A 13,421-nucleotide genomic window follows, 5' to 3' on the forward strand; every position below is an offset into this window, starting at 1 on the left:
ACGTGTCCCGCCCGCGTCCCGCGCGGTCCGTACGTACGAGGCCCCGCCGCCCTGTCAGGGTGGCGGGGCCTCGTGCCCAGGAGCGGCCGGGCCGCGGGGGGTCAGCCCTCGTTGCCGCTCTGGGCGTTCTTGACGCCGGTGGCGATCTGGCCGTCGGAGTCGGCGATCGCCTTCGCGATGTCGTTGAAGGTGTTCGCGTACTCCTGGATGTTCTTGGCGGACGTCTTCATCTGGTTGCTGAAGTCGTTGTACGCCTCCTGGAGGGCGGGGCTCGCCTTCTCGAAGACGAGTCCGTCCTGGAGCAGACCGCTCACGGTGGTCTCCAGGTCGCCGAGTTCCGTGGAGATGTCGCTGAGCTTGGTGCCCATCGTGGTGGCGACGCGGGCGATCTCGTCGTAGTCGAAAAGGACGTCGGGCTGCGCCATGATGCGGTTCTCCTCGCTGGTCGGTGAAGGGGGCGGGGCCGCGGGGCCCCAAGGGGCTTACTGGCCGCTGCTGTTGACCTTCTCGGCGATGTCGTGGTCCATGTCCTTCACCGAGTTCATGATCTGGCGGAACTGCTCGGCGTAGCCCTTGATGCTGTCCGTGGCCTCCTTGAGCGAGGTCGTGAACTTCTCGTACTGCGTCTGGAGGGCGGGGCTGGACTGGGTGAGCACGAGGGAGGTGTCGAGGAGGTTGTCGACCTCGGTCTTCGCCTCGTCCATGCGCGGCACGAGGGTCTGTTCGACGCTCGTGTCCAGGAGGTTGGAGACGCGCTCGATCTCGGCGTACGAGAGGCTGATGTTGGCGGGCACGTGGCTGGCCTTTCTGTCGGGTGGAGCGGTGCGGGGTCGGGGGGTCGGTCAGTCGTCGTCCTCGGGCTCGGGCCAGTCCTCGTCCGGGCCGCCGCGCGTCACCGTGGTGACCTTGCCGTCCTGGTCGGTGGTGGTCATGGTCCCGGAGCCGTCGTCGTTGATGACGACCTTGGTGGAGGTCGTCGAGCCGTCCGCGTACGTCGTCTCCATCGTGTAGTCGCGGGCGTCGTAGCGGTCGCCGTCGGAGGTCTCGTGGTACTCGGGCGCGGAGTCGTACGTCGTGACCGAGGTGTAGGACTGGCCGTCGGGGGTCGTGATGGTGGAACTCTCCTTCATCACGTTGTAGTCGTCGTCCACCTCGACCTCGACCGAGACCTTGCCGTGCTCGTCCTCGTACGAGTACGAGAGCGGCGGGTCGTCGGCGGGCTTGGGCGGCGCGTCCCCGGGGTCGTCGGGCGCGTCGTCGTCATCGATCCAGGTCTCGCAGAAGGACGGGGCGTCGTCGGCGCGGCACAGCTCGCCCATGTTCGTGTCGGGGTGCTCGGCGAAGTAGTCGGAGGCCCCGATCTTCTCCAGGTAGTCGTCCCACGCCGTCTTGTCCTCCTGCCAGTGCTCGTACGCCTCCTTCTGGTTCTTCCAGTCGTCGAGGCCGAGGCTCTGGCTCATGAGACCGGCGGCGGAGGAGAGCTGCGCGTCCGCGTTGAAGAAGGTGTCGGCGACGCCGGAGAAGGTGTCGGCGAGCTGGCCGAGGCCGTCCTTGGCGTCCTTGGTGCGGGAAGCCGAGTACGAGTAGAAGAGGTTGAACGCGTACGAGAGGTCGGAACTGCCGAGCACCGCCTTGCGTTCGGAGCTGGTCGACTCGCCGACCTCCTTGAAGGCCCCCGTCGCACCGCCGCTGCCCGCCGCGTCCGCCAGCTCGTGCATCTTCTTCTGCACGACGTGCAGGTTCGAGTAGTCGATGGAGAAGTCGGGCACCCCGTACCTCCCTGGGTCCTTCGGTGGCCCGGTGGTCCGGACCGGCTGTCCGCTCCCTCCACGCACGGACCCCACCGAAAGGTTCATCGCGTCCCGCGCGACCCGGCTGAACCTTTCGGCGCGCTCGTGCGTGGACACGACAGCGGCCCCCGCGGCCGGTGACCGACAGGCCGGCAGGCAGCCAGGACCGGGCCGTCGAGGAAGGAGCGCCTCCCATGCCCCGCCCCTCCGACTGGAGCGCCCTCGGACTCGGCGGCGACCCGACGCCGGGCGACGCGGACCGTATCGACGAGGTCATCTCCTCGCAGGAGAACCTGGTCTCGCTCGCCGATACGATCGACGACGGCCTGACCTCGGTCCTCAACACGACGGACGGCATCTTCGTCGGCGAGACGGCCGACGCGCTGCGCAAGAAGATCGACGGGGACCTCCGCAAGTACGTCTCCTCGTTCCGGCAGGCCCACAAGGACGTGCAGGGCGCGCTGCGCACGTACGTGGACGTCATGCGCACGCAGCAGAAGCGCGCCGACGACGCGTTGAGCGCGGCCGCGGCCCTGGACGAGGACGACGACGCGGGCCGCGAGGAGCAGAAGGCGATCGCGGAGGACGCGAAGAGCCAGCTGAAGACGGCGGCGAGCACCGCGTCGGACACGATCACCGACGCCGCGTACAGCATCGCCTCGCCGATCGACGAGTGCGAGGAGTTCTGGAAGGCGCTGGGCTGGCTCGCGCTCATCCTCATCATTCCCGCGATGATCGTGGGCGGTCCGCTCGCGCTCTTCGCGATCGGCCTGAACGTCGCTCTGCTCATCAAGACGGCGATCGACTTCTCGCAGGGCAAGGCGAGCATCACCGACCTCGTGCTCTCGATCATCGGCGTGATCGCGCCGACGACGAAGGGCATCCGTCTCGGTGACCTGTGGAAGGGGCTCAAGGGGCTCGGCGCGGGCGCGTTCAAGGGAGCGGGCAATCTCTTCTCCGGCGCCAACTCGCTCGGTTCGCTGACCCGGCTCACGCTCGGCTTCGACAACGTGTTCGCCGCTTCGGGCAACTGGCTGCGCGGCCTCAAGGGGCTCAACGGGCTGAAGATCAGCGGCGCGGGACTGCACTTCATGCCCGGCGCCAAGGGCTTCACGATGGGGATCAACGGCATCCACGACATCAAGCTGGTGCCGGCCGCCGCGGGCCTGACGGTCATCAACCTGGCGGGCGCGAAGACGTTCTTCGCGATGAAGACGGTGATCGGGGGCCTCAACGGCATCCGCGGGCTCGGCACGACGCTCGTCAACACGACGGTCAACGGGCTGCGCGGGGCGAACTCCCTGCGGCTGCTCCTGCCGGTCGCGGTGGACGAGCTGGGCCACGGCGTGCTCTTCGCGCTGCGGATCGGCGTCATCGACCGCGGTGTCTTCGGCCTGTACCGGTACGGGGCCTTCGCGGGCGGGCAGTTCATCGGCGCCACGAGCAAGATCTCGGGGGGTGTCGCGCACGGCCTGCAACTCGCGCCCCCGACGGGTGGTTTCGGGTCCGTCGCGCACGTGAACCTCTCGGGCTTCACGCCGACCCCGCCGACCGGCATCGGGAACGGTCTCACCTCGGTGCACGGGCTCACCGGGGGCTCGGCGATCGGCGGCATCAACACGAGCGCCTTCCACGGTCTCGGCTCGACGATCAGCTCCTCGGTCCCCTCGCTCGGCGCGCGCGTCGTGGACGTCCCCTCGATCTCCGGGCTCCCCGGCGTCAACGCGGTGCACATCCCCACGCTGGGCCCGATGAGCGCGGTGTCCTCCTCGGGAATCGGCGCGACCCACATCCCCGGCGGGGTCACTGACGTGGCCCAGGTCGCCGCCCACGGGGTGGACGTGCCGCACCTGGGCGCGGGGGTGGGCCGGGTCGACACGCCCGCGCTCGGCGGGCTGGGCCAGGTGCACACGCCGCAGCTCGGCTCCGTCGCCGTCCCGTCCCCCACGCAGGGCCACATCGCCGCGCCCGGTCAGGTCGACGCCCCGGCCGTGCACCAGGTCACCGTGCCCTCGCTCGGCTCGGTGTCCCAGGGTTCGGTCGTCGGGAAGCTGGACGCACCTCCCGTGGGTGCCCGGGTCAGCGACCTGCCGTCGGTGAGCGCGGGAGCCGGGCGTGTGGACCTGCCGTCCGTGGGCGCGGGCGTGGGACGGGTGGACCTGCCGTCCGTGGGCGCGGGCGCGGGGCGGGTCGACCTGCCCGCCACCGGGCACGTCTCGGTGCCCGCGCTCGGCAGGGGCGCCGAGGTGTCGATGCCGTCGGTGGGACGCGTGGACATCGCCGCCGTGGGCCGGGGTGCGGAGATCAACGCGCCCGCGGTGAGCCGGGTCGACATGCCCTCGGTCAGCGCCTCGGCGGGGGTCACGGCACCGCCCGTCGGGCACGTGAACGTCCCCGCCGTCGGCGCGACGTCCGCCGCCGCGCCGCCTGTCGCCCACGTGGACGCCCCCGCCGTCCGTACGACCGACACCGGTACGCCCCCCGCGACGCAGGTCCACTCGCCCGCCACGCAGGTGCCGGGGCAGACGCAGGTCCCGGCCCCCGCGACGTCCGCGCACGTCACGACGGTCCCCGGCGGCGGGCAGGTCTCGGTGCCGCCGCTGTCATCGGGTGCGGGCGCGGGCGACGGGGCGGGCGGGCTCGGGCACCTCAACGGGTCCGTCACGGGGATCGACCCGAAGCCCACGCCGACGCCGGCGACGACGGGCGGGCTCGCGCTCCCCGGCGGCGGCTCGCTCATCGCCGACCTCGGCAAGGGCGGCCTGATCGATCTCTCGGCGCTCGCCCAGCGCACGGTCCGCGTCAACATGGTGACGGTCCAGTACGACCTCCAGCACACCTTCCGCGACCTCGACGAGCTGCTGCCCGGGGTCGTCGTGGACGTGCGCCCCGGCACGGGGGCCGCGCGTGCCGATGTCACCGTGACGCAGACCGGCGGCCTCAGCGGGGTGAGTGCTCACCACTTCCAGCGCGACGGCAGGGACATCCTGCGGATCGAGCGCACGCTCGGGGACGGCACCGTGCACCGCTGGAACTACTACCTGGACGCGTCCACCGACTACGCGCCGACCGGGCCGATGGAGATCGTCCCGCCGGGCGCCCGTGGCAGCGGCGACGTCGAGCTGACGTCGCTGCCGAGCGGTTCGCACCAGCCGCCCGCGGCCTCCACCTCGGCCGCCGTCCCGTCCCCTTCGGCCGTCGTCCCCGCCCCGGCTCCGGTCACCCGCACGCTCGACGTGCCCGGCCTGAGCGGGGTCCAGCTGCACGTGACGCACGACGGCATGGGCGGCATCGGACAGGCCACCGTCATGGTGCCGCCGGGCGGCAGCGCGTGGACGGCGACGGTGCGCGCGGGGGACTCGCCGGGCTCACCCGGCATCGTCCACATCGAGCAGCGCGTGAGCGCGTTCGAGGTCAGGCACATGGACCTGTCGCCCGAGGACGGGGGGCTGCGGCTGCTCCACGACGAGCGGTTCGTGACCCTCTCGGGCGGGCAGTTCCACGGCGCCGTCGTGGCGCTCGACGCGCGCGACGCGAACGTCGTGCGCCACGTGCCCGCGCCGGGTGTCGCCGCGCCGGGCGGGCGCCCCGGCATGCTCGGGCAGGAGATCCGGATGCCTTCGGGCACCGGCTTCCAGCTCTACGACCCGGCGACGGGCCTGCCGACCCGCTCCGGGCTGCGGCTCGGCGACGGGGCGGGCGGCGAGATCCACGTCCTGCCGAGCAGGGACGGGCACCGGCTGGACCTGACCGGCCCGGACGGGACCCCCGCGCCCGCGCCGCACGCGCAGGTGACGGCGCAGGCGGGCGGCGGCTTCCGCGTCCAGTACGGCGAGAGCCACGTGGTCGTGGACGCGAGCGGTGCCCGTACGCACACGGTCGTGCCGCTCGGCGGCAGCAACGACTTCGTCCTCACTCCGGCAGGCGGCGGCGGTCACACGCTGGTGGACGCGGCGGGCACGGGCCACGCGCGGCCCGTCACCGTGCACGGCACGAACTTCCACGTGCCGGACGGGACCAACCCGCACCTCACGCACGTGTACGACGCGCACGGCACCCCGACGCACGACCTCCTCTCCGTCCAGCACCCGGGCTTCACGGGCCGGGACCTCCATCTCCCCACCGACGGGACGCCCCCCACCCTCCACGGAACCACCGTCACCCCCCAAAACGGCGGCGGCTTCCGCATCGACGACCCCACCAACGGCCACCACATCGTCGTCGGCCCCCAAGGCACCCACACCCACAACGCCATCCCCCTCGGAACCACCGGCGACCTCGCCCTGCGCCCCACAGGACCCGGCCCCATCACCCGCGTCGACCTCAACGGCGGCGCACGCGGCCCGATCACCCTGCACGGCACCGACTTCCACGTCCCCGCCGCCGCCCCGGGCCGCCACCACGTCTACAACGCCACCGGCACCCACACCCACGACGCCCTCACCATCGGCCACCCCGCCTTCAACGGCCGCGACCTCCACCTCCCCACCGACGGCACACCCCCGACCCTCCACGGAACCACCGTCACCCCCCAAAACGGCGGCGGCTTCCGCATCGACGACCCCACCAACGGCCACCACATCGTCGTCGGCCCCCAAGGCACCCACACCCACAACGCCATCCCCCTCGGAACCACCGGCGACCTCGCCCTCCGCCCCACAGGACCCGGCCCCATCACCCGCGTCGACCTCAACGGCGGCGCACGCGGCCCCGTCACCGTCCACGGCACGAACTTCCACGTGCCGGACGGGACCAACCCGCACCTCACGCACGTGTACGACGCGCACGGCACCCCGACGCACGACCTCCTCTCCGTCCAGCACCCGGGCTTCACGGGCCGCGACCTCCACCTCCCCACCGACGGCACACCCCCCACCCTCCACGGAACCACCGTCACCCCCCAAAACGGCGGCGGCTTCCGCATCGACGACCCCACCAACGGCCACCACATCGTCGTCGGCCCCCAAGGCACCCACACCCACAACGCCATCCCCCTCGGAACCACCGGCGACCTCGCCCTCCGCCCCACAGGACCCGGCCCCATCACCCGCGTCGACCTCAACGGCGGCGCACGCGGCCCCGTCACCCTGCACGGCACCGACTTCCACGTGCCGGACGGCACCAACCCGCACCTCACGCACGTGTACGACGGCGCGGGCGCCCACACCCACGACCTGCTCGCGCTCCACGGTCATCCGCACCTCAACGGCCCGCTGCGCACCGATCCGGCGGGCGGCAATCCGTCCCTCGGGGCCGGCGACACCGTCGTGCGGCAGGGCGACGGGAGCTTCCGGGTCCAAGCGGGCAACAACCACGCGGTCTTCGACGGGCAGGGTGCCCACACGCACGACGTGGTGCGGCTCGGCACCGGCAACGAGTACGCGCACATGCCGGTGGGCGGCGGGGCACCCCGCGTCGTGGACGCGGGCGGCACGCCCGTGCCGCAGGCCGCCGTCGTCACCCGTGCCGACGGGCACATCGTCGTCACCGGTACGGGCGGCAGGGTCCTCTACCGGCCGGACGGCACGGTGCACACCCAGGTGGGCCACGTCCTCGCGAGCGGCGAGGGCGTCCGCGTACACCCCGGCGGGCACCTGGAGCTGTACAGCCGCGACATGAACGCCGTGGCCGACGTGACCGTCACCGCCAGGCCGGGCGGCGGCCACCGGGTCACGGGCGCGGACGGCCAGGTGCGGCTCTTCGGGCCCGCGGGCGTCCACCAGTACACGATCACGCCGCCGGGAGCGGGGGCGCACACCTTCCGCGTCACCGACCACGCGGGCGGCGGGCACTACGACGTCGTGCAGCTCACGGACGGTGTCGGCACCCGTTTCGTGCGGACGGACACCCACCACCTGCTCGACGGCGACATGACGCCCGTACCGATGGGCGCGGGCACGCACACCTTCGCGCACCAGGCGGACGGCAACTACCGCCTGACGTTCAACGGCGGCGGGCGTGCCAACGAGTACCACCTGTACGACGGGCAGGGCCGCCTCTTCGAGCAGCGGATCAACGTCTTCGACAAGGGCACGCTCAAGGCCGACCAGTTCCTCAAGGTGACCCACCCCACGGACGGCGTGACGAAGCCGAGCTGGGAGCGGGTGCGGCTCGACGCGGCGGGGCAGCCGGTCGCGGCTCCGACGATCAAGAAGTGGTACGACGCCGGCACCGTGGACGCGAAGGGGCTCGGCAACGGCCGGATCAAGCTGACCACGCACTCGGGCGTCGAGCTGATGGAGCGCAGGCCGCTGCCGAACGGCAACGTCCTGGACGGTTACCACTCGGCGGCGGGCGTCGGCTCCTTCGGCCGCTTCAACCAGCGCGGCGTGTGGACCGAGCTCGACGGCGCGGGCAACGTCGTCGGCTCGGGCACCCGGCACTGGGGCGAGAGCGGGCGCAGCTGGTTCGACGTCAGCGGCAGCACGCGCGTGCGGCACTACCAGGAGCTGCCGGACGGCGGCCACGTGCTCGCCGGGCTCGACCGTCATCCCTTCACCCAGACCTTCTCCCGTGACGCCCGCTGGACGCGCTACGACGGCGAGTTCAAGAAGATCGCCGAGGGCGACCGCACCTGGGGCCCCGGACGCGGCTTCACGGACCGCCTGCCCCACCCGAAGACGGGCGAGCGGGTCGTGGCGCAGGAGAAGTTCGGCCGCTTCACGTGGTCGGTGGACGACGTACGGCGCTTGTGGCAGACGGAGTTCGACGCGAACGGGGTGCCGAAGAAGGACTACACGTCGTGGTCGGCGCACGGCAAGGAGAACGGCAGGGGCGTGACGCTGAAGGACGGCGGCTTCCTGGACAGCGCACGCTTCGCCGAGCAGCGCCCGCCGCGTGCCTTCCGCTGGATCATGAGCCCCGAGTACCGGGCGGCGAACCTGGACAACGTGCCCTGGCTCGCCAAGGACAGCAGGCTCCAGATGCACACGTGGACCGAGACCGACGCCGGCGGAAACGTCACGCACGGCGTGCGGTTCGTCAGCAACAACGGCACGATCACCGACATCAACAGGGCGGGCGAGGTCGTCCGTGAGACGCGCAAGCCGTTCAACGGCAAGACGGTGACGACCGGTGACGTCACGATGCCGGACGGAGTCGCGAAGCAGAACGGCTACCTGCCGTGGAAGCAGGGCGACGACGGTCTCAAGGGCCACCGCACCTACCACGCGACCGACTTCGACACCACCCAGCTGCCGCCCGGGGTCAACGCGGCCGACATCCGCTGGCAGGAGCGCTTCACCGACGACCTGGCCGACGGGGACTGGTACACACCGGCGGGCAAGCAGTGGCACGTGGCGCGCGTGGGTCTCGCGGACGGCTCCGTCGTGGACTTCCGTCCCCCGCCGGGCGCCGCGGGGCGCGAGGGCCGGATGGGCGGGGGCAGCGACTGGACGCGGTACGACCACCACGGCCTCGTCCTCTCCCGCCAGGACACCTTCCCCGACCCCACGGGCGGCGCGAACACCGTCCGTGTCACCTCGCAGGGGATGCTCGGCGGCACGGTGCGCTGGAGCGACGGGACGCCCAACCCCGGTGGCATCCGCAGGCTCAACCACCAGCGGGGCGAGGTCACCCCGTGGGGCTGGGACCGCGAGAGCTTCCAGGACTTCGACGTGGCGGGCGCGCTCGTGCGGGATCACAGGCTGCTCGCGGACGGCACGGTGGTCGACGCCTGGAAGAACCCGGGGACGAACACCTGGCACTGGAACAAGATCGGCGCGGACGGGGAGATCAAGGGCTTCGGCAACGGCGTGGGCGACCGCGTGCGGCAGTGGTTCGACCGGAACGGTACGCAGCTCCCGGACTTCCAGCCCGGCGCCGTGTTCAGGGACCTGGACAACAACGCGGGCCACATCGTGCAGGAGATCCCCGTCCGCCCGGCGGGCACCCCGCGCTTCCAGGACTCGCCCTACCGGGTCCGCGAGTACGTCCAGACTCCGGGCGACGTGCACAACCCGCACGTGTGGAAGGAGTACGACAACGGCATCGAGCTGGGCCGCAAGGTCGAACTGCCGGACGGCAGCTTCCTGGAGAGCGAGGACTGGCACAAGCAGTGGCGCCGCTTCGGCGCGAACGGATCGAGCATGATCGACGAGCGGACCATCCCGGGCTACGTGTGGCACCGCGACACCTTCGGCCGCACCACGCTGACGGGCCGCGAGACCAACTTCACGGGCATCCTCTCGGAGTACCGCGGCTTCAACCGCATGTGGCGCGAGCCCAACCGCTGGGAGTGGGGCCACACCGCGGGCGGCGTCAGCACGTACACGTCGTTCCCGTCCAAGGCCGGGCAGGCGCTCGCCGTCGACCTGATCCAGGAATGGCTGCTCGACTTCGGCCTCAATCTCGCGGTGTACGGGATCGTCGCCGCCGCCACGGGGACGCCGTTCGGCTGGACCGAGGTCGGCAGGGCGGCGTTCGGCGCGACGGTCGGCGCGGGTGTCAAGGGCACGTTCTCGCTCGGGCACTACGCGACCTTCAGGGGCGGGCCGTGGAAGACGGGGCTCAGCCAGGTCGACCAGGGCAATCCCTACGCGCGCAGGCCCAACGACGACTCGTGGACGGCGGAGTTCGCCGGAAACGAGAAGGTGACCCGCTGGCGTTCGGGCACCTACGACTGGGGCGTGGGGCTCATGACCGGCGCGGTCTCCGGTTTCATCACCGCAGCGGCGAGTTCCGCGATCTTCGGGGTCAAGGACGCGAACGGCAACACCGTGCACCTGCACGGCAGTGACGCGCTCGTCGCCGGTGCGGTCGGCATGGCGGGCGGGGTCGCGGGCGCCGTGAGCCTCGGCGTGGCCCGTACCGCGATGATCCAGAACTTCGGCGGGCGCTTCTACCACCGGGGCGGCGTCTTCGACACCTTCGCCGTCGCGGGGCTCGGCAAGCTCGTCGACAAGACGTTCGCGAACCTCTACCTCTCCTCGACCTTGCAGAAGCACGTCTTCCCGAGCTACGACTTCTACGCGGGCGAGCAGCAGCACGAACAGAACGGGGGGTCGCAGTGACGGCCGTCAGAGTCGGACCGCGGGGCCGCGGAGTCCACCGTACGATCGCCGCCGGGCTCGCCGCAGCGCCGGCGGGGACGACGGTGCTGGTCGCTCCTGGCACGTACGTGGAGAACCTCGTCCTCACCCGGCGGGTCACCGTCGAGGCGGAGGCGGGCGCGGGTTCGGTGCGGCTGCGCGCGGCGCACGGGGTGCCTGTGACGGTGACGGCCCCCGGGTGCGTGCTGCGCGAGCTGCACCTCGCGGGTTCCGATCCCGACCAGCCCGTGGTGCGGGTCGAGGACGCCGCGGGACTGACCGCCGAGCGCTGCGAGCTGACGGGCGGCAGGGTCGAGGTGCTCGGCTCGGCCGCGGGAGCGTCGGCGGCGGGCAATACGCGGCTGAGCGACGAGGACACGCTGCTGCGCGAGGTGGCGGACCCGGTCGACGGGGGCGGGGTCCTCGTACTCGACCGGGCCAGGCTCAGTGGGGCGCGCGGCGCCGCGCTGCACCTCGTGGGGGACGCGCGGGCGCGGGCCGTGGACACGGAGATCACCGAGGTCGACGGGATCGGCGCGGTCGTCTCGGGGCAGGCGGTGCTCATCGCCGAGCGCCTGCGGGTGCGCGACACCTCGGGCTCGGGCGCGCGCGCCAAGGGCGCGGGCAGGTTCCTCGCCCGCGGGTGCGTCTTCTCCGGTACGGGGCGGCACGGCGTGCTCGTCGAGGAGGACGGCGCCGCGGAGCTGACGGACTGCCGGGTGGAGAAGAGCGGGCGCTGCGGGGTGCGGCTCGCGCAGCGCGGCCGCGCGGTCCTGCGCGAGACGCGGATCAGTGACGCGCGCGAGCACGGGGTGCGTGCCGACGACCAGGGGGGCGTGTCGCTGCGGGACTGCCAGTTGGTGCGTCCCGGCGGGCACGGGGTCAGCGCGATGGGCGCGAGCAGCGTGCGGCTCACGGACGCGCTCGTGGCGCGGGCGCACGGGAGCGGGCTCGCACTCGCCGGGCAGGCGCGGGCGGTGCTCGAAGGCCTGCGGGTGCGCGGGGCGGGCGAGCACGGCCTGCGGGTCTCGGGGGCGGCGGGCGCCGAGGTGACCGATTCCTCGGTGACGGGGGCGCGGCTGTGCGCCGTGCACGGCGACGAGGAGGCCCGTCTCGACCTCACGGGGCTGCGTGCGGAGGGCGCGGAGACGGGGCTGCGGCTGCGCTCGGCCGCCGAGGAGGAGTCCCGCGTGCACGCGTGCGTCTTCACCGGGCAGGGGCGCAGCGGCGTCGAGATCGGCGCGGGGACGGCGGTCGCGCTCACGGAGGTACGGGTGAGCGGCGCGGGAGGCGCGGGGGTCACCGTGGACGCGGGCGGGCGGCTGGCCATGACGGGCGGCACGATCGCGGGCGCGGCGGGCAGTGGTCTCGTCCTGGAGCGGGAGGCGACGGCCGAGGTGCGCGGCGTGCGGTTCGAGGACTGCGGCAAGAACGGGGTCCTCGTCGGCGAGCAGGTGAGTGGCACCTTCGCGCACTGCGACGTGTCGGGCGCCGCGTTTCCGGCTCTTCACGTCGGCAAGGGGGCGCGGGTGCGCTTCCTCGGTTGCCGGGTCTTCGACAGCGCGCAGGATGTCGGCCTCGCGGACGGCGCGGAACCGGAGTTCGAGGACTGCGCGGCGGTACGGGTCCGTACGGCGGTGCTGCCGAGCCTGTCGGACCGTGCCAGGCCGCCCGCCGCTCCCGCGTCCGTCGCGGGCGGCGGCCCGCACGCGCCCGAGGAGGCTGCCCCCGAGGCTGACGGGGCGCTGTGGGACCAGGGCGAGCCGGCTCCGGAGCCGGAGAGCCTGGAGGACCTGCTCGCCGAGCTGGACGAGCTGGTCGGCCTCGACGGCGTGAAGCGCGACGTCAACGGCATGGTGAAGCTCATGCAGACGGTGCGGATGCGCGAGGAGGCGGGGCTGCCCGCTCCCCCGCTGAGCAGGCACCTCGTCTTCGCGGGCAATCCCGGGACCGGCAAGACGACGGTGGCCAGGCTCTACGGCAGGCTGCTCCACGGTCTCGGGCTGCTGTCGCGCGGTCACCTCGTGGAGGTGGACCGCAGTTCCCTGGTCGGTGAGTACGTCGGTCACACGGGTCCGAAGACGACGGAGGCGTTCCTGCGGGCGCGCGGCGGGGTCCTCTTCATCGACGAGGCGTACGCGCTCGCCCCGGCGGGCGCGGGCAACGACTTCGGGACGGAGGCGATCGCGACGCTCGTCAAGCTCATGGAGGACCACCGCGACGAGGTCGTCGTCATCGCGGCGGGTTATCCCGGGGACATGGACCGTTTCATCTCCTCCAACCCCGGGCTCTCCTCGCGGTTCAGCCGGACGCTGCTCTTCGCCGACTACAGCTCCGAGGAGCTGGTCAGCATCGTCGAGCACCACGCGCAGCGGCACCAGTACGAGCTGACCGACGCGGCACGCCGGGCGCTGACCGCGCACGTCGGGACCATCCCGCGCGACGCGGGCTTCGGCAACGGCCGCACGGCCCGTCAGCTCTTCCAGGCGATGACCGAACGGCAGGCGATGCGCGTCGCCGAACTGACGTCCCCCGACTCCGCACAGCTCATGCAGCTCGACGAGCACGACCTGCTCTGACCGATCCCCACAGGAGTTTTCAC

The 13,421-nt window shown here is 72.4% G+C and carries 5 protein-coding genes; 2 read left to right on the forward strand and 3 right to left on the reverse strand.

Translation table 11 applies throughout. The features are described 5' to 3' along the window. Positions 1-101 precede the first annotated feature (101 nt). The 3 genes from ACQYWQ_RS01250 to ACQYWQ_RS01260 are packed head-to-tail and all read right to left on the reverse strand — an operon-like array spanning position 102 to position 1,769. On the reverse strand, positions 102-425 hold the full coding sequence (locus tag ACQYWQ_RS01250; protein WP_009062784.1) for a WXG100 family type VII secretion target: 324 nt from the start codon (positions 423-425) through the stop codon (positions 102-104). A 57-nt stretch (positions 426-482) separates the two neighbouring features. Further along, positions 483-794 carry a hypothetical protein gene (locus ACQYWQ_RS01255; protein ID WP_008749402.1) on the reverse strand — a complete coding sequence of 104 codons (312 nt, stop codon included), beginning with the start codon at positions 792-794 and terminating at the stop codon, positions 483-485. A 48-nt stretch (positions 795-842) separates the two neighbouring features. Then, the gene (locus ACQYWQ_RS01260; RefSeq protein ID WP_431031983.1) at positions 843-1,769 is read right to left on the reverse strand and encodes a serine/arginine repetitive matrix protein 2; all 927 of its coding nucleotides are present in this window, start codon (positions 1,767-1,769) and stop codon (positions 843-845) included. A 215-nt stretch (positions 1,770-1,984) separates the two neighbouring features. Here ACQYWQ_RS01260 and ACQYWQ_RS01265 point away from each other — a divergent pair, with 215 nt between their 5' ends. Together ACQYWQ_RS01265 and ACQYWQ_RS01270 are read left to right on the forward strand one after the other, a co-directional pair. Beyond that, positions 1,985-10,801: a hypothetical protein gene (locus ACQYWQ_RS01265; RefSeq protein WP_431031984.1), complete on the forward strand. Its 8,817-nt coding sequence runs from the start codon at positions 1,985-1,987 to the stop codon at positions 10,799-10,801. Next, positions 10,798-13,398 (forward strand): right-handed parallel beta-helix repeat-containing protein, encoded by a 2,601-nt coding sequence (locus ACQYWQ_RS01270; RefSeq protein ID WP_431031985.1) that lies wholly within the window; start codon positions 10,798-10,800, stop codon positions 13,396-13,398. The genes ACQYWQ_RS01265 and ACQYWQ_RS01270 overlap by 4 nt, the downstream gene beginning before the upstream one ends. Positions 13,399-13,421 lie beyond the last annotated feature (23 nt).

The sequence above is a fragment of the Streptomyces sp. P6-2-1 genome, from assembly GCF_050613165.1.
Taxonomy (GTDB): domain Bacteria; phylum Actinomycetota; class Actinomycetes; order Streptomycetales; family Streptomycetaceae; genus Streptomyces.